A 24,374-nucleotide genomic window follows, 5' to 3' on the forward strand; every position below is an offset into this window, starting at 1 on the left:
TACGGTGCTGTATCTGTCAACGCAGGATACAGCGAAAGGTGCCCGCCTTTCGGCGAACACCTTCACGTTCTTTCACGTTCTTCTCGTTGCTGCCTAGTTTTCCAGCTTCTCGGCGACAGCGGAGCGCGATTCGGGCGGGACCGCGGCGCCGGCGACGACAGCGGTGACGGCGCGCTGCGCATCATCGGCAGACGTTACCTCCTGCTCGCCGACACCAGCTTCCTCGGTACCCTCGGTGCCCTCAGCGCCCACAGCATCCTCAGTGTCGTCGGCGAACGGTGCCTCCGGGGCGCCGCGCTGCGCGATACCGTCGAGCACGACGTTAATATACGGCGACGCCGACGCACCGGAGTACTCCGCCGCCATCTCCACGCCTTCTTTAATGGAAATCGGCGCGTCAACGTCCTCGTTGTACATGATCTCCCACGCGCAGACGCGGAGGATCTGCCGATCCACGGCTGGCAAGCGGAACAGCTCCCAATCGTCCACCAGGTAGCGCTCAATCGCATCGTCCAGGTCGTCGAGCTGCTCGGCGGCACCGGAGATGATCTGGCGGGTGTAGTCCGCCACCGGCGCCACCGAGTTCTGTGGGTTTCGGGACAGCTCCGCCCGGTCTTCTACAATTTCCACCGGATCCACGTCGCGCGTTTCGGCCTCAAAGAGGATGTCCACCGCGCGTCGGCGGGCGCGGTAGCGCGCCCCGTGGCGTTTGTAGTCAGGCATTAGTTGCTCACGCGGGAGAGGTACTCACCCGTGCGGGTGTCCACCTTGACCACGTTGCCGGTCTCCAGGAACAGCGGAACCTGGATCTCAGCACCGGTCTCCAGCGTCGCCGGCTTGGTGCCGCCGGAGGAGCGGTCGCCCTGCAGGCCCGGCTCGGTGTGCTCGACCTTGAGGTCGACGGAGATCGGCAGCTCGGCGAACAGCGCCTCACCCTCGTGGAAAGAAACCTGCACGCGCATGTTCTCCAGCAGGAAGCGTGCCGCGTCGCCGAACTTGTCAGCGGGCAGCTCGAACTGCTCGAAGGTCTTGTCGTCCATGACGACGTAGCTCGTGCCGTCGTTGTACAGGTAAGTCATGTCGCGGCGGTCCACGGTCGCGGTCTCGACCTTCACACCGGCATTCCAGGTCTTGTCAACGGTCTTGCCGGTGACAACGTCCTTGAGCTTCGTGCGCACGAATGCGGGGCCCTTACCCGGCTTGACGTGCTGGAACTCAATGATCTGCTGGAGCTTGCCCTCGTTCTTGAGTACGAGGCCGTTCTTGAAATCGGCGGTAGTTGCCACGTGAAACCTTTCTTCTGGCGTGCCACAAAGCGTGGCTCAACGATGTTGAGACAGTGCGTTCAACAGTGTGCAAACACAACAATGCTACAGCACTGTCAAGTCCTTGGGGAACTTCGTGATCACCTTCGGCGTGCCGGAGGTAATGAACAGGGTGTCCTCGATCCTCACACCGCCGCGCCCCGGAACGTAAATCCCCGGCTCAATGGTCAACGTCATCCCTTCCTGCAGCGTACCTTTGCCGGTCTTCGCTGCGTACGGCGCCTCGTGGACGTCCAGGCCCACGCCGTGCCCGGTGGAGTGGACAAAGTACTCGCCGTACCCGGCGGCCTCGATCACGTCGCGGCAAGCGGCATCCACGTCGACCAGCTCCGCCCCCGGTACCGCCGCGCGCACGCCGGCGAGCTGGGACTGCAGGGTGACCTCGTAGATCTCCCGCAGGAAATCGTTCGGCTCCCCCAGCGCGAACGTGCGCGTCATGTCGGAGTTGAAGCCGAGTCGGAACATGCCGTAATCAATGGTGACCAGGTCGCCCGTTTCCAGCGTCCGCTCGCCGGCGCCGTGGTGCGGCTTGGCAGAGTTCGGCCCGGAGGCGACGATGGTGTCAAAGCTGGGGCGCTCCGCGCCAAGTTTGCGCATGCGGTATTCCAGGTCCGCGGCGACGTCGCGTTCGGTGCGCCCGGGAGCGAGCTCGCCGGCGTCGATAAGCTGCTCGAGCGCCTGCGTGGCCAGATCGGCCGCCTCCTCGAGTCGGGTCAGCTCGAGCTGGTCCTTGAGCAGGCGGATCTCCTCGACCGCGCCACTGACGGGCACCAGCGTGACGCCCTCCGGGCAGGCGTTGCGCAGCGCTTCCAGCTCGGAGACGCTTACGTAGTCGGCCTCGAAGCCCACGCGGTGGCCGTCCACCACTCCCGCCAGCAGCTCGGTGGCCACCTTGCGGGTGATCGTTGCCGGGACGTCCGGGACCTCTTCCGAAATCTGCGTGGCGTAGCGGCCATCTGTCGCCACCTTCGCGGTACGGTCCTTGGACACCAGCAGGGCGCCGTTGGAGCCGGTAAAGCCGGAGAAGTAGCGCACGTGGATCAGGTGGGTCAGCAACATGTCGTCGATCCGCTGCGCCGCCAGGCTCGAGGCCAGCTTGCGGCGCCGGGTTTCAAAACGAGTATCTGCCAGTGACATTCTTTCCTCCTGACGCGAGTTGTACGTGAAAGTTCTACTCTACGTTGTTGGCAAAATATTCGAGGGCGAGCAGGTAGCCCTGCGTGCCAAGCCCTACGATTACACCGCGCGCGATCGGCGACAGGTACGAGTGGTGGCGGAACTCCTCCCTCGCGTGCACGTTGGAAATGTGCAGCTCAATGAACCCGCGATGGTCCGTCAGCTCCACGAGCGCATCGCGCAGCGCCACCGAGGTGTGCGTCCACCCGCCCGGGTTGATGATCACGGGCCAGCGGTGGTCTGCAGCCTCGTGGACCCAGTCCAGCATCTCGCCCTCCTGGTTGGTCTGGCGCACCTCGACCTCCACGCCGAGCTCGGCTGCGCGGTCGTGCAGCCGCTTCTCGACGTCCCCCAGCGTCTCACTCCCGTACACCTCCGGCTGCCGCTTGCCGAGCCGGTTGAGGTTCGGGCCATTGAGCACAAGAATTTTCACAGTTACGCCTCCTGGGTGGGTTGGGAAATTGCGTCGTACGCCGCGCGCATCTCCTCGACGGTTGCATCCTCGAGCCGCGTGCACGAGCCGAGGGCGTTGAGCACCACGAAGCGGATGCGGCCGTCGCGGTTCTTCTTGTCGTGCGTCATCGCCTCGTATAGCTCGTCGAAGGCGCCCGGTTCGTACGAAGTGGGCAGGCCGACAAGGGTGAGGATCTCGCGGTGGAGGTCCAGCAGGGTGGCGTCGATAAGCCCGCGCTCGTGCGCGAGGTGCGCCGCAAACATCATGCCGACACCGACCGCGTTGCCGTGGCGCCAGGTGTATTGCTCGCGACGCTCGATGGCATGGCCGAGCGTGTGCCCGTAGTTGAGGATTTCGCGCAGCCCGGATTCGGTGAGGTCGCGGCTGACCACGGCTGCCTTGACGGCGACGGAGCGGCGCACCAGCTCCTCCCAATTCCACTCACCGCGGGCGCTGCCGTCGCGGTAGAGGTCGAGGATCTTCGGGTCCGCGATAAAACCGGTCTTGACCAACTCGGCGGAGCCGGACACGATCTCCTCCTCCGGCAGCGTAAAGATCCGCTCGAGGTCAATGAACACGGAGTCCGGCTCATGGAACGCGCCGACCAGATTCTTCCCTACCTCGGTGTTCATGCCGGTCTTGCCGCCCACGGCGGCGTCCACCATCGCGAGCAGCGTGGTCGGAACCTGGATGACCTTGATGCCGCGCATCCACGTCGCGGCGACGAAACCCGCAATGTCTGTTGCCGCGCCGCCGCCGAGGCCGATCACCGCATCCTGGCGCGAGAAGCCGCTCGTACCCAGGAGGTCCCACAGCGTGCTTGCCGTGTCCAGGGACTTGCCCGCCTCCGCGTCCGGGATCTCCGCCATCACCGGCTGAACGCCCACGGCCTCGAGGTCGCCCGCGATGCCACGCGCCACCGCCTTGAGCGCAGCCTGGTGCACGATCGCCACCTTGCGCGCCCCAATCTCTTTGGCGCGAGGCGCGACCTGATCAGTAATGCGGTGCGCGATGTGGATGGTGTACGGCGAAGGCCCGGTGACCTCGACGTGTGCCATAGTGTGCTCCTTTGTGGACGGGTGCGAGTGTGGTCCGATTCTTCCCCAGAATGCCCTCGTGCGCCTGCTCCGGCACGCGCTTGTCCGCGCCTACTCCTCCGAGGACTCGATGATCCCCAGAATCTCCGCGACCACACGCTGTGGGGGGCGCTGGTCCGTGCGAACGCGGTAGTCCGCAACCTCGCGGTAGAACGGCTCGCGGGTAGCCAGGAGGTCGCGGTAGTGCTGCGCTGGGTCCTCGGCATTGAGGACCGGGCGGGACGTCTCATTTGCGGTCCTGCGGATGCCCTCCTCCGCACTCACGTCGATCCACACCACCGTGTGGCGCTGCAGCAGCTGGCGCGTCGAGGCGGTGAGGATTGCCCCTCCGCCCAGGCTCACTACGCCGCCGGTCGCGAGAGCGCGTGCAACGCACCCTGCCTCGATCTCACGGAAGCGCTCCTCACCGACCTCGGAGAAGATTTCCCCGCAGGCTTTGCCCTCGGATTGCTCGATGAGCAGATCAGAGTCCACGATCGGCAGGTTCAGGGCGCTGGCAATCCGGCGCCCGATCGTCGATTTTCCGGCGCCCGGCGGGCCGACCAGCACGATCCTGGGGACGGACGCAACGACGGAGGCCTGCGCAGTGGGCTGGGAATCCGGCGAGGTATCCAGCTCGGGGGTGGTCGCTTCGTCGCGCTCCTGCGCTGACTCAGTGAACGTCATTGGCGTTGCCTTCCTTCTTCTCTCCTGCCGCCTCATGCACCGCGCCGTCTGCAAAATTGAGGCGGCGGCGCACGTCTTCGTTGTACGCGTCGATGTTGCGCTTCGTCTCCTCAAGGCCGTCGCCGCCGAACTTTTCCAGCACCGCGCGCGCAAGCACGAGCGCCACCATGGCCTCGGCGACCACGCCGCCGGCGGGGACCGCGCACACGTCGGAGCGCTGGTGAATGCCCGTCGCGGCCTCGCCCGTAGAAATGTCGACCGTCTGCAGGGCTCGGGGGACGGTGGAGATCGGCTTCATCGCCGCACGCACGCGCAGCTGCTCGCCATTGGTCATGCCGCCCTCCAAGCCGCCCGCGCGGTTGGTCAGACGGTGCACGCCGGCCTCGTCGCGCACCATTTCGTCGTGGGCCTCGGAGCCGCGACGACGGGCTTCCTCGAAGCCGTCGCCAATCTCCACGCCCTTGACCGACTGGATCCCCATGAGCGCGGCAGCGAGCTGCGAGTCCAGGCGGTGGTCACCAGAAATGTGGGACCCGAGCCCGATGGGCAGTCCATCCACGATGACCTCGACGATGCCACCTAGGGTGTCGCCGGACTTCTTGGCCGCCTCGATGCAGGACACCATGTCCGCTTCGGCCTCCTTGGAGTACGCGCGCACCGGGGACGCATCAATCGCATCAATGTCCGCGTACGTGGGCGCGGGGCCTGCGTACGGCGCAGACTCGCCGATCGAGATCACGTGCGAGAACACTTCGACGCCCAACGTTTCGCGCAGCAGCGAGCGTGCGACAGTCGCCGCAGCGACGCGTGCCGCCGTCTCGCGGGCGGAGGAGCGCTCCAGGACCGGCCGAGCGGAATCGAACCCATACTTGAGCATGCCGGCAAAGTCCGCGTGGCCCGGCCGCGGACGAGTCAGGCGCGCCCCGCGCCCGGACGACATCGCCTTTGCCACCTCGTCGTCTTCCATGTCCAGTGGGTGCGGCGACATGATCGTCGTCCACTTCGCCCACTCGGAATTGCCAATTTGAATAGCGATTGGGCTGCCGAGCGTTCTGCCGTGCAAAATGCCTGTGAGCAGCGTCAGCTCGTCCGCTTCAAACTTCATGCGCGCGCCACGGCCGTATCCCAGCCGCCGGCGGGCGAGGTGGTGCCCGATCTCCTCCTGGGTCACCGGCACTCCGGCGGGCATATTTTCAATGAGCGCGATCAGCGCTTGTCCATGGGATTCCCCAGCGGTAGTCCAACGAAACATGAAGGCATTGTCTCACAACGCCGCCGCGATCGAGCTCTTTAGCCCAACAAATGTTCCAACGGCCCAAGCCGCTGCCAGCATCTGGGGGCCGTGCGGCAGTGCCGCTCGCCCTGCCATCCACCCGCGCACAACCGTGAGCAGTCCCGCGAGCCCTACCGCGGCGAGCACCGCGAACGGACCTCCAAGCGCAGCGAGAAGCACTCCGAGCGGGACGGCAAGCTTTACATCACCGCCGCCCATGCCGGGGCCAGCGAGGTAGGCGGCAGGCCACACAAGGCCCCACGCGAGGTACGGCGAGGCGACGCAGGCTGCCAGGGCAACGAGCGCGGGCGGGACCGTCAGCCCATTGGGCAAACGTGAGTGCCTCGCGTCAATGCGCGCGAGCACGATGCTCCACCCGACGAACGTGCACAGCGCCAGCCAGGTGACGCCGGCTGGCCCAAATAATGCGAATTCCGCGCTGAAGAGCGCTCCCCCAATCCCCATGGGGTGAAAGTCTAGGCCGCCGCCCCGCGTGCCGCAGAGCGGGCACAGTGCTAGCGCGATGCCCCCGCTTCCCCGCCGCCACTGACCAGCTCATCCCAGTGGCGCATGAGTGCATCTTGCATGGCACCGCGAGGCGCCGTCACGCCGGTGAACTGCTCGAACTGCGAGTACGACTGCCCAGCGAGCATGGTGAGCCCGCCGACCGTCGGGTACCCGTTAGCGGCGGCTCGCACCGCCAGCGGCGTCGGCCACGGGTTGTAGATCACGTCGAGGACAGGCGCGTGTCCAAGCTGTGCGTCGTAGGGCGCGACCGCAGCTGCCGGGACGGTGGAGACAATGACGTCGGCGCGAACTGCAAGTGCTTCGAGGTCGCCGGTGTAGCCGTGGAACTGGAAGTCCACGCCTTCCACCAGCGAGGCGATCTCGCCCGATCGGTCGGAGCGGTTCACCACGTCGATGCGCGCTACACCCGCGTGGCGCAGCGCCCACAGGGCGGGGCGCGCCGTGCCGCCGGCGCCGATGACCAGGGCGGTGCGCGGCGTCGCCGCACCGAGCAGCGCGGAGAGCGCCGTGGCAATTCCCTCGCAGTCGGTGTTGTCGGCGTACCAGCCGTCGTCGGTACGCACGAGCGTGTTTGCGGAGCCGATCGCGGTGGCCCGCTCTGACGCGGTGGTAGCAAACTCCAGGGCCGCAAACTTGGCGGGCATGGTGACGGAGAACCCGCGGTATGTGGGATCGGCCCCACCCACAATCGCCGGCAGCGTCTCTGCGGTGCACTCGATGCGCTCGTACGCCCAGCCGTCGAGGCCCGCAGCCCGGTACCCAGCGGTGTGGAGCACGGGCGACAGCGAGTGTTCGATTGGGCTGCCAAGGACCGCCGCGCGGTGCGTGGGTGGCTGCGTCATGCTGGTCCGCCCCTACCGCTGGGAGTCAAGCACGCCGGAGTCGATCGCGCGGCGCGTGTCTTCCTGGTGCTGCTCGAAGGTTTCGTTGAACACGGTCGTGCCGTCCTTGTCCACGGTGACGAAGAACAGCCAATTGCCGTCGGCGGGGTGCTCCATCGCGTCGAGGGCCTCGACAGACGGCGAGGCGATCGGGGTCTGCGGCAGCCCGTCCATGGCGTAGGTGTTCCACGGGGTGACGCGCTGGCGGTCCTCGTCCGTGGTCGCGACCTCGACGTTGGGCAGGCCGTAGTTCACGGTGGAGTCAAACTCCAGGCGCATCGGCTCGTTGAGGCGGTTCAGGATCACTCGGGCGACCTTGTCAAACTCGCCTGCCGGCGCTTCGCGCTCAACCAGCGAGGCGGCAACCAGCAGCTCGTACGGGCTGAGGCCCACGTTTTCTGAACGGGACGCGATGTCGGTGGAGTTGTATACCTCAGCGGAACGGGTAATCAGGTCCGTGAGGATCTGCTCCGCCGTCGCACCCGGGTCAATGATGTACTCGCCCGGTGCGATCAGGCCCTCCAGGCGCTTCGCGTCGCCCTTCCGCGCGTCCACCGTCTCGACGGCCCACTCCGGCACGCCCAGGCTCGCCGCGTCCGCATCGGACGCCACGTGGTTGAGGCGCTCGACGTCCACGCAGCCCTGCGCCATCTCGCTGCCGCACGTCACGTTCTGAATCATGGTGAGGATGCCTTCGCGCTTCTGCCCACCGACCACGTTGATGTCCATGAGCGTCGCGCCGCCGTAGACCTGGAGCGGGGTGACCTTCTTGTTCGGGTCCAGCAGCGCAGACACGGCGCTCTCCGCGCTCATTTCCTTTTCCAGGCGGTAGAAGCCCGGCTGGATATTGTCGGAGTCTGGGTCGCTCGCAGCCGCGGCCTGGAACGCCTTGTTGGAGCCGACGATGCCGCGCTCCTCAAGCTCGGGGCCGAGCGCGGAGATATTCGAGCCCTCGGGGATTTCCACGACCTGCTCCTCGCCGTTGCCCTCGCCCTTAAAGTCATCCGGCGAGGCGGTTTGGTGCGCAACGGCGATCCACGCAATCAGGCCGATGATCAGCAGGATTGAGGCGACGAGGACCGCGATCCCTCGCGTCCGCCGCTGGGCGTTGTTTCGGGAAGTCACGATTCGTTCTCCTTGAGGTAGTTGTGCCGGCCATCAAGCCACGTTTGCAAGATCTCCACTGCCGCCGCTTGGTCGATCACGGCACGCTGGTCCCTTTCGCTGCGGCCGGAGGCCCGCATCGCGTGCGTCGCCGCGACAGTCGTCAGCCGCTCGTCCGCCATCCGTACGGCCACGTCGCCGTTGCGCCGCCGGATACGGAAGGCGATCTCCTTGGCGTGCTTCACGCTCTTGGAGCCGTTTCCTTTGAGGTCGCGGGGAAGCCCGACAACGACTTCGACGGCCCCGTAGGCGTCGATAAGCTCGAGCAACCGCTCGATGTCCTCGCCGTCCCGGTCCTTAAACCCGGTGACGCGTTTGACAGTCTCCACCGGCATAGCCAGCTTTGCGTCGCGGTCCGACGCCGCGACGCCAATGCGGACCGTGCCCACATCGATACCGAGTCTGCGGCCCGGGCCGGGGTCTTCGACGCCCGGTGTGTCAGGCTCAACCTTCAAAAGTTTCTCCGATCTACAGGTCGGGGCTCATGCGTACGAGCAATCGCTTATCGACGCTAGCGTCAAACCGCGTACGGCGCTCACAGCCAAAATACCGTCTACGCACAAAAGGCCAGGACACGCCGACGGCGTGTCCCTTGACCAATTTGTTACATTTGCAGCTTACTTGCCGGCGAGCTCCTCGCGCAGCGCGGCCAGGCCAGCCGTAATGCCGTCCGGATTGCTGCCGGAGCCCTGTGCCAAGTCCGGCTTGCCGCCACCCTTGCCGTCGATGTAGCCGCCGACCAGCTTGACCAGGTCCCCAGACTTCACGCCGGCGGCGACGGCCTCCTTGTTTGCGGCCACGGCGAACGGGACCTTGCCGCCGTCGTTGGACGCCAGGGCCACCACGGAAGGCTCGGTGCCGAGCTTGCCTCGGACGTCCTGGGCGATGGTGCGCAGATCGCCACCGGACACTCCGTCCGGAAGGTGGACGGCGACGAGCTTGAACGCACCGACGTGCTCCGCGTTCTTTGCCAGGCCCGCCGTCTGCGCGAGCAGCTGCTGGCGGTGCAGCGCCTCGATCTCCTTCTCCGCGGCGCGGAGGCGCTCGGTGAGCTGCGCGATGCGGTCGGGCAGCTGGTCGGTCGGGGTCTTCAGCTCCGCGGCGATGCCGGAAGCCAGAGCCGCCTCCTTGGAGAAATAATCGAAGGAGTGCATGCCCGAATAGGCCTCGATACGCCGCGCGCCGGAGCCGACAGATGACTCGCCCAGCACGGCGACCGGCCCGATCTGCGAGGAGTGCGCGACGTGCGTGCCGCCGCACAGCTCGATGGAGAACGGACCGCCGATTTCTACCACGCGCACCTGGTCGCCGTAGTTCTCGCCGAACAGCGCCATCGCGCCCATTTCCTTGGCCTTGTCCAGGGAGGTCTCGATGGTGTTGACGGCAAAGTCCGCGTCGACCGCCTGGTTGGTCACGGTGGCGATCTCTTTGAGCTGGGCGTCGGTGAGCTGGTCGGTGTAGTTGAAGTCGAAGCGCAGGTAGCCCGGCTTGTTCAGCGAGCCGGCCTGGACCGCGGTGGGCCCAAGCACCTGGCGCAGTGCAGCGTGGATCAGGTGCGTTGCGGTGTGTGCCTGGCGCGCGCCGTGGCGCCAGGCCTCGTCCACCTCCGCCGTCACGGTCTGGCCGAGGTCCAGCCCGCCGTGCTCCACGGTGGCCTTGTGCACCCAGAGCTTCTTGCCCACCTTCTGCACGTCGTTGACGTTGAGCACGGTGTCGCCCACCACGATGCGGCCGCGGTCTGCCATTTGGCCGCCAGCCTCGGCGTACATCGGGGTGACATCGAGGATGACCTCGACCTCGTCGCCGGCCGTCGCCTCGTTCACCTTCGCGCCGTCGCGCACGAGGCCGAGCACCTTGCCCTCGTGCGACAGCTCGCCGTAGCCCACGAACTCGGTGGGGTGCGCGTCAACCCACTCGCGGTAGAGCGACTCGTCGATGTTGCCCTGCTTCTTCGCCTTATTGTCCGCCTTCGCGCGCGCACGCTGCTCCTGCATCGCCGCGTCGAACGCCGCCATGTCCACGTCGAGGCCAGCCTCGCGCGCCATCTCCAGCGTCAGGTCGATCGGGAACCCGTAGGTGTCGTGCAGCTCGAAGGCCTGCTCACCCGGCAGCGTCGTGGCACCGGACTCGCGCAGCGCGGACGCAGCCTCGTCGAAGCGGCTGGTGCCGGAGGCGAGCGTCTTCAGGAAAGCGCGCTCCTCGGCCACAGCGACGCGCAAGATGCGCTCCCGGTTGTCCGCGATCTCCGGGAACGAAGGCGTCATGGTGTCCATGATCGTGTTCATGAAGACCTCAAGCACCTTGCCCTCGGCGCCAAGCAGGCGGGCGGAGCGGACGATGCGGCGCAGCAGGCGGCGCAGGATGTAGCCGCGGCCCTCGTTGGACGGGGTCACGCCGTCCAGGATGATCATCATGCCGGTGCGGGAGTGGTCTGCAATGACGCGGAAGCGCACGTCATCCTCGTGCTTCCCTGCGTCGTACTGGGTGCCGGTGAGCCTCACGGCCTCGTCGATCACCGGCCGCAGCAGGTCGGTCTCGTACACGTTGTCAACGCCCTGGAGGAGGCACGCGACGCGCTCGATGCCCAGGCCGGTATCAATGTTCTTCTTCGGCAGCTCGCCAAGCAGGTCGAAGCCGCCCTTCTTGTCGCCTTCGCCGCGGATGGATTCCATGAACACCAGGTTCCAGATCTCCATGTAGCGGGAGTCGTCCGCCTCTGGACCGCCCTCCTTGCCGTACTCAGGGCCACGGTCGTAGTAAATCTCGGAGCACGGACCGCACGGGCCGGGCACGCCCATGGACCAGAAGTTGTCCTCCATCCCCATGCGTTGAATACGCGACTCCGGCACGCCAATCTTGTCGCGCCAGATTTCCAGGGCCTCGTCGTCGTCCAAGTAGACGGTGACCCACAGGCGCTCCGGGTCCAGGCCGAAGCCACCGTCCTCAACCGAGTTGGTCAACAGCGTCCACGCGTGAGTAATCGCACCTTCCTTGAAGTACTGGCCAAAGGAGAAGTTGCCAGCCATCTGGAAGAAGGTGTTGTGGCGGGTAGTCACGCCCACCTCTTCAATATCCAGCGTGCGCACGCACTTCTGAATCGAGGTGGCAAGGCCGTTTTCAAACGGTGGGTTCTGCTGGCCCAGGAAGTACGGCTTGAAAGGCACCATGCCGGCGTTGACAAAGAGCAGCTGCGGGTCGTCCAGGATCAGCGAAGCGCTCGGCACGGGCGTGTGCCCTGCCTGAACAAAGTGGTTGGTAAACCGCTCACGGATCTCATGTGTCTGCACGAGGTGATGTCCTTTCAAAGCTCGTATTTGTCCCGCACTACTCTACCCCGGCGTGTGAATCCGGAGACAGTGCGCGTCGATAAGCAATGCCCGCGCTTAGTCCTTTCCCCGAATCACGCGGCGCAGCCGACCGAGGAAATCGCGGATCCGCTTCTCCGCGCCGTGATCGGTCGGCGTGTAGTACTCCGCGCCGAGCAACTCGTCCGGGAGGTACTGCTGCGTCACCACGCCACGGGGGTCATCGTGCGGGTACTTGTAGCCGACGGCATTGCCCATCGCCTTCGCGCCCTCGTAGTGGCCGTCGCGCAGGTGCGGGGGCACCGCGCCGATGTTGCCGGCGGCGACGTCCTGCTGCGCGCGGGTGATCCCCTGGATGACCGACGGCGACTTCGGCGCGGTGGCGAGGTGAATCGTCGCCTGCGCGAGCGGGAGCCGGCCCTCCGGCATCCCGATGAACTGCACCGCGTTGGCCGCGGCGATGGCCGTCTGCAGCGCGGTCGGATCCGCCATCCCGATGTCCTCAGACGCGTGGATGACCAGGCGTCGGGCGATGAAGCGGGGGTCCTCGCCCGCCTCGATCATCCGCGCCAGGTAATGCAGCGCGGCGTCCACGTCGGAGCCGCGGATCGATTTAATAAACGCGGAGACGACGTCGTAGTGCTGGTCGCCGTCCCGGTCGTAGCGCACCACCGCGCGGTTCACGTTGTCGCGCAGCGTATCCACCGTGATCGTCCCGCCGGCGGGCACCGCCTCGGCCGCCGCCTCCAGGTAGGTCAGCGCGCGCCGCGCGTCGCCGCCGGCCAGTGTGATCAGCTGCTCGCGCGCGTCGTCCGCCAGCTCCACCGTGCCGGCGAGCCCGCGCTGTGCCACGACCGCGTTCTCAATCACCTTGCGCAGGTCCTCGCGAGAGAGCGACTCCAGCTTGAGCAGCAACGAACGGGACAGCAGCGGGGCGACGACGCTGAACGAGGGGTTCTCCGTCGTCGCTGCAACCAGCAGGACCGTCCGGTTTTCCACCGCCCCCAGCAGCGCGTCCTGCTGGGTTTTGGAGAAGCGGTGGACCTCGTCAATAAACAGCACCGTCTTCTCGCCCCGGATGAGGTCGCGCCGCGCTTGGTCGATGACCTGGCGCACCTCTTTCACGCCGCTGGACAGGGCCGACAGGCCGACGAAGTTCTGCTCCATCGTCTGCGCGATCAGCGACGCGATCGTCGTCTTGCCCGTTCCGGGCGGCCCGTACAGGATGACGGAGGCGGCGCCCGAGCCCTCGACGAGGCGGCGCAACGGCTTCCCCTCGCTGAGCAAATGCGCCTGCCCCGCGATCTCATCCAGCGAGCGCGGGCGCATCCGCGCAGCCAGCGGGGCGGTTTGCCCCGCCTCGAAGAAGCTCGCGCCGCGCAGACCTGCCGCGGGGCCACCGGGGTCACCAGGGCCGGGAGTTGGCCCGCCGAGCCCGCCGCCAAACAAATCTTCTTGTGCCACTGCCACCCCGCCTACGCAAACCGCTTCGCCACGGTGCGGGCAAAGTCAGCGATCACGAGGTACGCCGTGTCGCGCCCGGTGCCGGCAAACGCGGCGAGCGCCTCGAACGTCTCCTGCAGGTCGCGGCGCACGAGCTGCTCCTCCTCGGTGAACGGTCCCTGGCTCTGCGGGCGGAGGATGTCCGAGCCGCCGTGTAGCGTCTCCGCGCCGCTCGCCGCTTCGCCCTGCGCGGTGAGCCGTTCGCTGTGGGGTGCGACGCCGGCGTCGATAAGCTCTTGCGCAAGCTCGGCATCACTGGCCGCAAGCTCGGCGACGGTGAACTGCCCCATCACGGAGAGGCTGGACAGCGCCCACGCGACCATGGCTCCGGTGATCCGGGCGTGGAGCGTGTCCTCGTGCAGGAATGCGGGCCAGATCCGGCGGACCTCCTGCACCCACGCGCTGATGAACGCCTCGATGGCCACGTCACTGTAGCCCCACGCGGAGACGTAGAGCGGGAACCCGGCGACCACGAACGCCACGTCGAAGGAGACGTCGCGGAAACCCGCCCACTCGTAGTCCAGGAACTGCGTGCGGTCCGCGTAGATGATGTTGTCGGGCGACAGATCAAAGGGGGTAAACGCCCGCGAGCCCCCTTTGAACAGGCGATTGCGCACGTTGGCGGCGGTCAGCCGGACCTCCGTCGGCACGTCGAGCCCGCTGCGTTCGAGCATATCCAGACCGAAGCCGAAGCGGTGCGCAAGCAGGCGCTCGCGCAGGTGCTGCATCGTATCCGCTCCGCTGCGCTGGCGGGCCGCTTGTGCGAACAGTACGTCGAACGCGTCCTCGCGGCCGGCCGAGCCGACGTGCATCCGCCCCAGCGCAGTGCCGAGGTTGCGCAGCAGCTGCACGTGCTGCTCCTCATCCGCGCTGTCCAGCAGCGTGGCCAGGGTGTCGCCCTCGCCCGAATCTGAAATGATGACGATGCGCTGGTCAATGTCGTAGCCAAGGAGGACCGGGCCTGGCCGGACATCTTCGCTTAACGACGTCGTGAACTGGTAAGCAACCACTTCCCGCAAAAAGGCAGCGTCCTCCAGCACGTTGCCGGTCTCCGGCGAGTACTTCACCACGACGGTCCGGTGCTGCAGGAACGGGTTGTTGGACACGCGGGCACGGAACACGCTGGCAACGCCGGAGCCCCCCAGACGCTGTACCTCGCCGAGCGTCTGGGTGCCGCCGTAGCGCCGAGTGAGAATCTCCTCCGCCTCGGCGATGATCTGCTCTTGGTCCATGCTGAACCTCTCCTTGCGGGTTACTCGGTTCTCAGTGTGACATACCAGTGGCCCCGGGCGCGACGTTTCCGCCACACCCGGGGCCGTGGAACCGTATTGGCTCTTACTCAGACTGCTCGCTTTCGCCGGAGGACTTCGCGGCCTTCTCGTCGGCCTTCGGCTTGAAGTCCACGCCGGACTCCTTGCGCTGCTCCTTCGTAATCGGGGCGGGCGCGTCGGTCAGCGGGTCGACGCCGCCGCCGGACTTCGGGAACGCGATGACGTCGCGGATGGAGTCGAAGCCGCCGAGCAGGGACACGATGCGGTCCCAGCCGAAGGCGATGCCGCCGTGCGGGGGTGCGCCGAACGCGAACGCGTCGAGCAGGAAGCCGAACTTCTCGCGGGCCTCTTCCTCGCTGATGCCCATGACGTCGAAGACGCGCTCCTGCACATCGCGCTGATGGATACGGATCGAGCCGCCGCCGATCTCGTTGCCGTTGCAGACGATGTCGTAGGCGTACGCCAGCGCCTCGCCCGGGTTCTTATCAAAGTTGTCCAAGTACTCCGGCTTCGGCGAGGTGAACGCGTGGTGGACGGCGGTCCACTTCGAGTGGCCGAGGGCGACATCGCCGGACGCGGTGGCGTCCGCAGACGGCTCGAACAGCGGCGCGTCGACGACCCAGGTGAACGCCCAGTCGCCGTCCTTGATCAGGTCGAGCTTCTTCGCAATCTCGCCACGGGCAGCACCGAGGAGCGCACGGGAGGACTTGGTCTCACCTGCAGCGAAGAAGATGCAGTCTCCCGGCTTCGCACCGACGTGATCGGCAATCCCGGCCTTCTCCTCGTCCGTAATGTTCTTGGCCACCGGGCCGCCCAGGGAGCCGTCCTCCTGCACGAGGATGTAGGCCAGGCCCTTGGCGCCGCGCTGCTTGGCCCAGTCCTGCCACGCATCGAGCTGGCGACGCGGCTGGGAGGCGCCGCCGTCCATCACAACAGCGCCGACGTACTCAGCGTTGAAGACGCGGAAGGTGGTGTCCTTGAAAAACTCGGTGCAGTCCTGCAGCTGGATGTCAAAGCGCAGGTCCGGCTTGTCCGAGCCGTACTTCTCCATCGCGTCCTTGTAGGTCATGCGCGGGATCGGGGTGGTGATCTCGTAGCCGATCAGCTTCCACAGTTCCGTGACGATCTGCTCGGCCAGGGCGATGACGTCGTCCTGGTCCACGAAGCTCGCCTCGACGTCCAGCTGGGTGAACTCCGGCTGGCGGTCGGCGCGGAAGTCCTCGTCGCGGTAGCACCGCGCGATCTGGTAGTAGCGCTCCATGCCGGCGACCATGAGCAGCTGCTTGAACAGCTGCGGGGACTGCGGCAGCGCGTACCAGCTGCCCGGACGGAGGCGGGCCGGGACGAGGAAGTCGCGCGCGCCCTCCGGGGTGGAGCGGGTCAGCGTCGGCGTCTCGATTTCGGTGAAGCCGTTTTCATCCAGCACGCGGCGGGCGGCCTGGTTCGCCTTCGCGCGCAGGCGCAGCGCGTTCGCCTGACGCTCGCGGCGCAGGTCCAGGTAGCGGTACTTCAGACGGGTCTCCTCGCCGACTTCGCTGGAGGAGGCGTCCTCGATCTGGAACGGCAGCGCGGCCGCCTTGTTCAGCACGGTGAGCTCGGAGACGTTGACCTCGATCTCGCCGGAGGCCAGGTTCGGGTTCTGCGAGCCCTCCGGGCGCGGTTCAACCACGCCGGTGACCTGGATGACGTACTCGCTGCGCAGGTCGTGCGCGGCCTCCGCCACCTCGGATTCGCGGAACACAACCTGCGCCAGGCCGGAACGGTCGCGCAGGTCGATGAAGATCACGCCGCCGTGGTCGCGGCGTCGGCCCACCCAACCGGTGAGCGTAACGGTCTGTCCATCGAGTTCTTTGCGGAGATCACCCGCAAGGTGAGTGCGCAGCACGGTCTCTTCCACGTCCTTCCACGTGAGGGCAAAACTTGAACGCCAAAAACTCTACCCGTAGGCGTCGTCAAGCGTTGAAGCGCCCCGTTTCGCTTCTTCTCTGCACGGCACAGGCGCGGGGATGCAGCGCTGCACGCGGTTTTTTGGCAAGATTTGCAGCATGACGTTTAAGAATGATTTTGGTCAGGGCCAAGGCCGCCGCGCGCAGACGAGTTCCGGCAGCGGCCGGGCTGGAGGCGGCGGCATCCCCATCGCGGTGGGCGGCGGCGGTATCGGCACGATCATTCTCCTGGCTATTGTGTTCTTCCTCAACGGCGGCCTGGGCGGGCTCACCGGCGGCTCTTCGGACCCGCAGGGCCAGTCCCAGCAAAGCCCCGGTGCCCAGGGCGACTACGACCTGAGCCACTGCGATGCCCCGGGCGCGGCGAACGAGTACGACGACTGCCGCGCGGAGGCCACCGCCCGCTCGGTCGACCAGGTGTGGGCCGAAGTCCTGCCAGCACAGGCGAACATTGAGTACACCCCCGCTGACATCAACCTGTTCCGCAGCGATGTCAGCACTGGCTGCGGGTACGCAACGGCCGATACCGGCCCGTTCTACTGTCCGAACGACACCACCGCGTACCTCGACGTGTCCTTCTTTGAGCAGCTCGGCCAGCTAGGCGGTTCCGACGGCGCGCTTTCCCAGGAGTACGTCACCGCGCACGAGATGGGCCACCACATTCAGAACCTCGAGGGCACGCTGGGCCTGAGCGACTACAAGAACCCGGGAGAGGACTCCGCTGCCGTGGCGATTGAGCTCCAGGCGGACTGCTACGCCGGTATCTGGGCCAAGCACGCCTCCGAGGGGCCCGACGCGGCGCTCGAGCCGATTACGGACGAGCAGCTCAACCAGGCAATTCAGACCGCGCAGGCGATCGGCGACGACAGCATCCAGCGCAAGTCCGGCGGCGATGTGGATCCGGATTCCTGGACCCACGGCTCCTCCGAGCAGCGCGCCGAGGCCTTCAAGTCCGGCTACACCACCGGCCAGATGTCCGCCTGCGACACGCTCAACCGCGGCGTCTACCAGGACGCCTAGAGCCACATCGCTTATCGACGCCCACGTGCCACCACCGCTACCCTCGTGGGCATGAGCGAAACGTCATCCCCCCAGAACCGCTCCAACCGCGCCGTGCCGTTTATGGCCGCGTTCAACGCCATTGAAGGCTTCCTGCGCGAGGAGTTAGGAGCAAAAAAGTCGGACTCCTTCAAGTGGATGACCAGGCAGGCGGCGAAGAAGGGCGTGGTGAGCCGCGACCAAGCTGACCTGCTTGTGGAGTACGCGGAGCTGCGCAACGCGATCTCGCACGGCGAGTACCGCGACCTGCGCCCCATTGCAGAGCCGCTGCAGGAGACGGTGGAAGAGATTGAGCGTTTGCGCGACGCGCTGCTCACCCCGGCGCTGGCCCTCGAAGTGGTCCAGACGCAAGCCGTGATTACGTTCGCCCCGGACGACGACATCCTGGAGCCACTGCGCGCGCTGCGGGAGACCGGCCACAGGCAGTTCCCCGTCTACGACGCCGGCGCCTGCGTCGGGTTGCTCACCACCAACGCGCTGGCTCGCTGGCTGGCGGGCGAACTGGACGCAAACAACCACCTCACCCCGACCACGGTCAAGCAGGTGCTCGATCTGTCGGGGCGGCACGACCAGCCGGTCTTCCTGCCACGGTCCGTCACCGCCGCAGTAGCCGTTGATGCGCTGACCACGCCGCTGGACAGCGGCGCGCTCCCCCGCCTGGCCATCATCACCGAGTCCGGCTCACCCAGCCAGCGCCCCTTCGCGGTACTGGTGGCCACCGACATTCCTGCCCTACTGGCGGCCCGCTAACCGCGACGATCAACGGAAAGGACACCCACGGATGCAGTTCGGCGTCTTTACCATCGGCGACGTCACCGCGGACCCCACCAACGGCGCGACCCCGACCGAGAAACAGCGGATCGACGCGATGACACAGATCGCGCTGAAGGCCGAGGAGGTCGGGCTCGATGTCTTCGCCACAGGCCAGCACCACAACCCGCCGTTTGTCCCGTCTTCTCCGACGACCCACCTGGCCTACATTGGTGCGAAAACCTCCTCCATCCTGCTTCCACGTCAACCACGCTGATCACCACCACGGACCCTGTCAGGCTCTCGGAGGATTACTCCTTCTTGCAGTACCTGGTGGATGGCCGCATGGACCTCATGCTCGGGCGCGGCAACACCGGTCCCGTCTACCCCTGGTTTGGCAAGGACATCCGCAAGGGCATCCCGCTCGCGGTGGAGCACTACCACCTCCTGCGCAGGCTGTGGCGCGAGCAGAACGTCAACTGGGAGGGCACGTTCCGCACCCCGTTGCACGGGTTCACCACCACGCCCGCGCCGCTTGAGGGCGTGCCGCCATTCGTGTGGCACGGATCCATCCGCTCGCCGCAGATCGCCGAGCAGGCGGCGTACTACGGCGATGGGTTCTTCCACAACAATATTTTTTGGAACAAGGAGCACACCGCGAAGATGGTCGGCATCTACCGTCGGCGCTTCGCCGCGTACGGGCACGGCGCGGCGGATCAGGCCATCGTCGGGCTCGGTGGCCAGGTGTACATCGCGGATTCTGAGGAACAGGCGAAACGCGAGTTCCGCCCCTACTTTGACAACGCGCCCGTCTACGGCCACGGGCCCTCGCTGGAAGAGTTCACCGACATCACCCCGCTGACCGTGGGCACTCCCGAGATGGTCATCGAGCGTACGATGCAGTTCGCGGACTGGGTCGGGGACTATCAGCGCCAGCTGTTCCTTATTGACCACGCCGGACTCCCACTCGAGGTGGTCCTCCACCAGATCGAGCGCCTCGGCACGGAAGTGGTCCCTGAGCTGCGCAGACGGATGGAAGCGCGCCGCCCGGTCCACGTTCCGAGCGACCCGCCCACGTTTGCGTCCCTCGCACGTGCAAAGCGCGATGGGAAGAATCTGGCGCACTTTCGCGTCTCACCCGGAGAAGCACAGGAGCAATCCGAGCAGGAATAGCCGGGCAATGTAGCGAAGGAGCACCCACCACAGCATGAAGCAGCTCATCGTAGTCACCGCAGGTCTGTCGCAGCCGTCCACCACGAGACAGGTGGCGGATGAGATCGCGGCGGCGGTCGGCTCCGCCGTCGGCGGGCGTGGCGAAGACCTCGAGGTCACCACGATCGAGGTCCGCGAGTACGCCACCGAGCTCACGCAGCTCATGCTCACCGGGATGCCCTCCCCCAGGCTTGATCAGGTCAAACGAGACATCTCCGCCGCCGACGCCCTCGTCGCGGTCTCCCCGGTGTTTCAGGGCAGCTACAGCGGCCTGTTCAAGATGTTCTTCGACGCCCTCGACCCCAACGCGTTGACCGACATGCCCACCATCGTCGCCGCGACAGCAGGCTCTGAGCGCCATTCCCTCGTCACCGAATACGCGCTGCGCCCGCTGCTCACGTACCTGCACGCGACGGTGGTCCCCACCTCACTTTTCGCCGCCACTGCTGACTTCGGCGATGCCAACGGCGCCTCGTTCCAGCGGCGGATCAGCCGCGCTGCCAGCGAGCTCGCAGCGCTCATCGTCACCACCAGCGGCGCAGTTGAAGGATTAAGTGGCCCACCGGAGGGCGTCACTCGCCGCACCGGCACGGACCTTGCCGAAGATTTCGTCCCGTTTTCCCAGCTGTTGGAAGGCCACACGGGGACGCGGAGCTAATCCCACGATGCGGTATCATCGCGCGCATGCCCCACAATACTGTTAGCGTCGTTGACCTTTTCAGCATCGGTATCGGTCCGTCGTCTTCGCACACGGTGGGCCCGATGCGCGCATCCCTCGCGTTCGTTGAACAACTCGGCGTGCTGCCCGCATTCGTCCGCGTAGAACTGCGCGGCTCCCTCGCCGCCACTGGTGTGGGCCACGGCACCGACCGCGCAACGCTGCTCGGCCTGGTTGGCTACACCCCCACGACCACGTCGGCCGACATCGCCCCGAAACCCGGCGACCCGGTGCCCGAACGCGGTATGATCTCGGGCCCTGCCGGCGAGGTCGAGTACGAGGTGACGTTTAACCCCACTCCGGTCTCGCAGCACCCGAACTGCCTCATCTTTGACGCCTGGGACGCCGACGGCAACCGCATCGCCACCCGCAAGGAGTACTACTCCGTCGGCGGCGGCTTCATCCTGGACCGCACCGGCATGGAGGAGCACCGCAACGAAGCCGGTGTGGCCACCGTCCGCGACAACGAGCCCGCGCCGTACGAGTTCAACGACGCGAAGACCCTCGTCGCACTCTGTGAAGAAAGCGGCCTGTCCATCGCTGAGCTCGTCCGCGCCAACGAAGAGGCGCTGCATGGCAAAGCGCTTCTCGACGCCCACCTCGACGCCGTCTGGGACGTCATGCAGGAATGCGTCGCCCACGGGTTGAAGACCGAGGGCACCCTGCCTGGCGGCCTCGGCGTGAAGCGCCGCGCCCACCGCCTCCACCGCCTGCTCACCGCGGAGTACGAGGAATCCACTGCCCGCGGCCTCGACGCCATGGAGTGGGTCAACCTCTACGCGCTTGCTGTGAATGAGGAAAACGCCGCCCACGGCCAGGTCGTCACCGCGCCCACGAACGGTGCCGCCGGCATCATCCCCGCGGTGATGCACTACTGCCGCGATTTCACCGACGGCGCGTTCACCCAGGAGCAGGCGCGAAGCTTCCTGCTCACCGCTGGTGCGGTGGGCATCATCATCAAGACAAACGCGTCGATCTCCGGAGCCGAGGTCGGCTGTCAGGGCGAGGTCGGCTCAGCCTCCGCGATGGCCGCCGCCGGCATGTGCGCGGTCCTTGGCGGTACGCCGGCGCAGATTGAGAACGCGGCCGAGATCGCGCTCGAGCACAACCTCGGCCTCACGTGCGATCCGGTCGGCGGCCTGGTGCAGGTCCCGTGCATCGAGCGCAACGCCATCGGCGGGGTCAAGGCGATTAACGCAGCCCGGCTGGCCAAGCTTGGCGACGGCACCAACATCGTCACCCTCGACGACGTCGTCGAGACCATGGCGACGACCGGCCGCGACATGATGACCAAGTACAAGGAGACCTCGATGGGCGGCCTGGCAGTCCAGCTCGGGCTGCCAGTCAACATCACTGAGTGCTAGCGCAGCTGCGCGATGACTGCCTCGGCGCTGAGCGCCACGGTCTCCTGGCTGTGCGCGGCAAGGTCCTTGATCGCGATCTCGCCGGCCTCTAGCTCGCGGTCGCCGAGAACGAGCGCGTACTTGGCACCGGCGCGGTCGGCACCCTTCATGGCTCCCTTGAGCCCGCGGCCGCCGTAGGCCATGTCGGCGGAGACACCGGCGGCGCGGAGGGCGTCGATAAGCACTGCCATGCGCGCCTGCGCGGCCTCGCCGATGCCGACACCGAACACGTCGACGCGGCGATCCACCCCGTCGAGAGTGACGCCCTCCGCCTCGAGCGCGAGCACGGCGCGGTCCACGCCGAGGCCGAAGCCGATGCCGGAGAGGTCCTGGCCACCGATCTGCGCCATGAGCCCGTCGTAGCGGCCGCCGCCACCGATGCCGGACTGCGCGCCGAGGCCGTCGTGGACGAACTCGAAGCAGGTCTTGGTGTAGTAGTCCAAGCCGCGGACCATGCGCGGGTTCACCACGTGCTCCACCCCCATCTCGTCGAGAGACGCGCGCACCTGGTCGAAGTGCTTGCGGCAATCATTGTCGAGGTAGTCGAGCATGAGCGGAGCGTCCGCGGTCATTTCGCGGACCTTCTCGCGCTTGTCGTCAAGCACGCGCAGCGGGTTGATCTCAGCGCGGTGGCGGGTCTCCTCATCCAGCGGAAGGGAGAACAGGAAGTCCTGTAGCTTCTGGCGGTACTCGGGGCGGCAGTTGCGGTCGCCCAAGCTGGTCAGCTCCAGACGGAACCCGGTCAAACCGATGGACCGGAAGCAGCGATCCGCGAGCGCGATGATCTCCGCATCCAGCAGGGGGTCGTCCACACCGATCGCCTCCACACCGACCTGCTGGAGCTGGCGGTAGCGGCCGGCCTGCGGGCGCTCGTAGCGGAAGAACGGGCCGTAGTAGTTCAGCTTGACCGGCAGGTACCCTCGGTCCAGGTTGTGCTCGATGACGGCGCGCATCACACCCGCGGTGCCCTCCGGGCGCAGCGTGACCGAGCGGTCGCCACGGTCCGTAAAGGTGTACATCTCCTTGGACACCACGTCTGTGGACTCGCCAACGCCGCGGGCGAACAGCGTGGTGTCCTCGAAGACCGGCAGCTCAACGTGCTGGTACCCGGCCAGGTGAGCCTGCCGCGCGAACTCGTCGCGGACGCGGTGGAATGTCGCTGACTGCGGCGGCACGTAGTCCGGCAGGCCCTTCGGGGCGGACAGCGGCTGGAACTTCTCGGTCTTCTTCGATTCACTCACGGGTTCAAAGTTTAGCGGTCCGGGTTGGCCTGCAGCAGGAACGGGTTGGTAGCGCGCTCCTGCCCCATCACGGTGGTCGGCCCGTGGCCGGGCAGCACGACGCAAGTGTCATCGAGGTCCCATACGGGGCCGCGGAGCGACGCGCGCATCGCGGCGGGGTCCGAGTGCTCGAAGTCCGTGCGGCCGATCGCGCCGCGGAACAGGACGTCGCCGGAGAAGACCAGCGGGCCGGTCTCCCCCGCCGTTTCCGTCTTTTCCTCCGCTGCGTCTTCCACGAGCAGCACAGATCCCGGCGAGTGCCCGGGGGCGTGTCGGACGGTAAAGGTGGTGTCGGCGAGGGTGAGCGAGTGGGCGTCGAGAAGCGATCGCACCTCGCGCGGGGGTTGCATCGACGCTGCGTCAAAGAGCTGGCGGGTCGAGTCCGGCAGGCCGAGGCCGCCGTCGAGCATGAACTCGTCGTCTGGGTGGATGTACACCGGGACATCGAAACGGGCGGCGTCCCGCGTGTGGTCAAGGTGGCCGTGGGTGCACACCACGGCGGCAAGCGTCGCCTGCTCGCGGGTGAGAAACTCAGTGACGGGCTCGTAGGCGCCCATTCCGGGGTCGATCACCACCGCTTCGCGTGACTCCTCCGAAAGGAGCACGTAGCAGTTGGTTTGGAACGGGCCTGCGGCAAAACCTGAAAGCTTCATACGGCAATAATAAAGCGGGCGCCCGACCCAGTGGCCGGAAACGCCCGCGTGCGGGGAGCAGACTTGCTTACTTCAGCGCGTCCTCTGCTGCCTGGTAGTCCGGCTCGGTGGTGATCTCGGAGACGAGCTCGGTGTGGATGACCTTGTGGTCAGCGTCCGTCACCACGACGGCGCGAGCGCACAGGCCCTTGAGCGGGGAGCCCTCGAGGGTCAGGCCGAAATCATCGGCGAAGGAGGAACGGAACGCGGACAGCGCCTCGACGCTCTCGATGCCCTCGGCGGCACAGAAACGCTGCTGCGCGAACGGCAGGTCCTTGGAGATGCACAGGACCTCGGTGTTGTCCAGGGACGCGGCGAGCTCGTTGAACTTGCGCACGGAGTTCGCGCACACGCCGGTGTCCAGGGACGGGAAGATGTTCAGGACGAGGCGCTTGCCCGAGTAGTCCGCCAGGGACTTCTCGCTCAGGTCGCCCGCGACGAGCGTTGCGTTGGGCAGCGCGTCGCCGACCTTGGGCAGCTCGCCGGAAGTAGTGGTCTCATTGCCTTCAAAAGTAACGGTAGCCATGGGCGCGATTCTATGGACGCGAGTCAGGCCTCGCAAGGGTTGATCAAGCGGCGGCCCAAGCACTGCTAGGCTTAAGCCCCGAAATTCACCTGCCGAGCGCACCAGCGCTTAGCGACGCTACGCAACACACAAGTGAGGTATCTCA

Annotated in this window: 22 protein-coding genes and 1 pseudogene; 5 read left to right on the forward strand and 18 right to left on the reverse strand. The window is 66.5% G+C overall.

Annotated elements, in window-relative coordinates:
• Positions 1-93: 93 nt before the first annotated feature.
• The 15 genes from nusB to aspS form a co-directional block, all read right to left on the reverse strand.
• On the reverse strand, positions 94-723 hold the full coding sequence (nusB, locus tag CKJ84_RS02045; protein ID WP_095545781.1) for a transcription antitermination factor NusB: 630 nt from the start codon (positions 721-723) through the stop codon (positions 94-96).
• Positions 723-1,286: an elongation factor P gene (gene efp, locus CKJ84_RS02050; RefSeq protein ID WP_095276375.1), complete on the reverse strand. Its 564-nt coding sequence runs from the start codon at positions 1,284-1,286 to the stop codon at positions 723-725. Before efp ends, nusB begins: the two co-directional genes overlap by 1 nt.
• 84 nt (positions 1,287-1,370) lie before the next feature.
• Positions 1,371-2,462 (reverse strand): aminopeptidase P family protein, encoded by a 1,092-nt coding sequence (locus CKJ84_RS02055; protein ID WP_095545782.1) that lies wholly within the window; start codon positions 2,460-2,462, stop codon positions 1,371-1,373.
• 34 nt (positions 2,463-2,496) lie between these two features.
• Positions 2,497-2,934, reverse strand: coding sequence for a type II 3-dehydroquinate dehydratase (gene aroQ, locus CKJ84_RS02060; RefSeq protein ID WP_095545783.1), 438 nt, complete (start codon positions 2,932-2,934; stop codon positions 2,497-2,499).
• A 2-nt stretch (positions 2,935-2,936) separates the two neighbouring features.
• A complete protein-coding gene (aroB, locus tag CKJ84_RS02065; RefSeq protein WP_095536640.1) occupies positions 2,937-4,013 on the reverse strand; it encodes a 3-dehydroquinate synthase in 1,077 nt (358 codons plus the stop codon).
• 90 nt (positions 4,014-4,103) lie between these two features.
• A complete protein-coding gene (locus CKJ84_RS02070) occupies positions 4,104-4,718 on the reverse strand; it encodes a shikimate kinase (RefSeq protein WP_095545784.1) in 615 nt (204 codons plus the stop codon).
• A complete protein-coding gene (gene aroC / locus CKJ84_RS02075; protein ID WP_095545785.1) occupies positions 4,705-5,970 on the reverse strand; it encodes a chorismate synthase in 1,266 nt (421 codons plus the stop codon). Before aroC ends, CKJ84_RS02070 begins: the two co-directional genes overlap by 14 nt.
• 12 nt (positions 5,971-5,982) lie before the next feature.
• A complete protein-coding gene (locus CKJ84_RS02080; RefSeq protein ID WP_095545786.1) occupies positions 5,983-6,456 on the reverse strand; it encodes an A24 family peptidase in 474 nt (157 codons plus the stop codon).
• A 50-nt stretch (positions 6,457-6,506) separates the two neighbouring features.
• Complete coding sequence (locus tag CKJ84_RS02085) at positions 6,507-7,361, reverse strand: shikimate dehydrogenase (RefSeq protein WP_095545787.1); 855 nt, start codon at positions 7,359-7,361, stop codon at positions 6,507-6,509.
• A 12-nt stretch (positions 7,362-7,373) separates the two neighbouring features.
• Positions 7,374-8,525, reverse strand: a complete 1,152-nt coding sequence (gene mltG / locus CKJ84_RS02090) for an endolytic transglycosylase MltG (protein WP_095545788.1) — start codon at positions 8,523-8,525, stop codon at positions 7,374-7,376.
• Positions 8,522-9,019, reverse strand: coding sequence for a Holliday junction resolvase RuvX (gene ruvX, locus CKJ84_RS02095; protein WP_095545789.1), 498 nt, complete (start codon positions 9,017-9,019; stop codon positions 8,522-8,524). The genes mltG and ruvX overlap by 4 nt, the downstream gene beginning before the upstream one ends.
• A 162-nt stretch (positions 9,020-9,181) precedes the next feature.
• Positions 9,182-11,851, reverse strand: a complete 2,670-nt coding sequence (gene alaS / locus CKJ84_RS02100; RefSeq protein WP_095545790.1) for an alanine--tRNA ligase — start codon at positions 11,849-11,851, stop codon at positions 9,182-9,184.
• A gap of 96 nt (positions 11,852-11,947) precedes the next feature.
• Entirely contained in the window at positions 11,948-13,333 is a 1,386-nt protein-coding gene (locus tag CKJ84_RS02105; RefSeq protein WP_369801148.1) for a replication-associated recombination protein A, read from the reverse strand.
• 11 nt (positions 13,334-13,344) lie between these two features.
• Positions 13,345-14,604: a phosphotransferase gene (locus CKJ84_RS02110; protein WP_095545792.1), complete on the reverse strand. Its 1,260-nt coding sequence runs from the start codon at positions 14,602-14,604 to the stop codon at positions 13,345-13,347.
• Between the two features lie 103 nt (positions 14,605-14,707).
• Positions 14,708-16,528: an aspartate--tRNA ligase gene (gene aspS / locus CKJ84_RS02115; RefSeq protein ID WP_095546378.1), complete on the reverse strand. Its 1,821-nt coding sequence runs from the start codon at positions 16,526-16,528 to the stop codon at positions 14,708-14,710.
• A gap of 160 nt (positions 16,529-16,688) precedes the next feature.
• Between aspS and CKJ84_RS02120 the strand changes: the two genes are divergently transcribed.
• From CKJ84_RS02120 to CKJ84_RS02140, 5 genes and pseudogenes are all read left to right on the forward strand, one after another.
• A complete protein-coding gene (locus CKJ84_RS02120; protein ID WP_095536838.1) occupies positions 16,689-17,609 on the forward strand; it encodes a neutral zinc metallopeptidase in 921 nt (306 codons plus the stop codon).
• Positions 17,610-17,660: 51 nt separating this feature from the next.
• Positions 17,661-18,398 (forward strand): CBS domain-containing protein, encoded by a 738-nt coding sequence (locus tag CKJ84_RS02125; protein ID WP_095545793.1) that lies wholly within the window; start codon positions 17,661-17,663, stop codon positions 18,396-18,398.
• A 31-nt stretch (positions 18,399-18,429) separates the two neighbouring features.
• Positions 18,430-19,571 (forward strand): annotated as a pseudogene (locus tag CKJ84_RS02130) (CE1758 family FMN-dependent luciferase-like monooxygenase).
• A 34-nt stretch (positions 19,572-19,605) separates the two neighbouring features.
• On the forward strand, positions 19,606-20,268 hold the full coding sequence (locus CKJ84_RS02135) for an FMN reductase (protein WP_095545794.1): 663 nt from the start codon (positions 19,606-19,608) through the stop codon (positions 20,266-20,268).
• A 26-nt stretch (positions 20,269-20,294) separates the two neighbouring features.
• Entirely contained in the window at positions 20,295-21,692 is a 1,398-nt protein-coding gene (locus tag CKJ84_RS02140) for an L-serine ammonia-lyase (RefSeq protein WP_095545795.1), read from the forward strand.
• On the opposite strand, the gene hisS is transcribed toward CKJ84_RS02140, so the two are convergent.
• From hisS to tpx, 3 genes are all read right to left on the reverse strand, one after another.
• Positions 21,689-22,972 (reverse strand): histidine--tRNA ligase, encoded by a 1,284-nt coding sequence (gene hisS, locus CKJ84_RS02145; RefSeq protein WP_095545796.1) that lies wholly within the window; start codon positions 22,970-22,972, stop codon positions 21,689-21,691. The two genes, CKJ84_RS02140 and hisS, sit on opposite strands and share 4 nt — an antisense overlap.
• Before the next feature lie 11 nt (positions 22,973-22,983).
• A complete protein-coding gene (locus CKJ84_RS02150) occupies positions 22,984-23,664 on the reverse strand; it encodes an MBL fold metallo-hydrolase (protein WP_095545797.1) in 681 nt (226 codons plus the stop codon).
• Between the two features lie 67 nt (positions 23,665-23,731).
• A complete protein-coding gene (gene tpx, locus CKJ84_RS02155) occupies positions 23,732-24,229 on the reverse strand; it encodes a thiol peroxidase (protein WP_095276315.1) in 498 nt (165 codons plus the stop codon).
• Between the last annotated feature and the right edge of the window lie 145 nt (positions 24,230-24,374).

It is taken from the genome of Corynebacterium sp. NML 120412, assembly GCF_002285155.1.
Lineage (GTDB): Bacteria > Actinomycetota > Actinomycetes > Mycobacteriales > Mycobacteriaceae > Corynebacterium > Corynebacterium gottingense.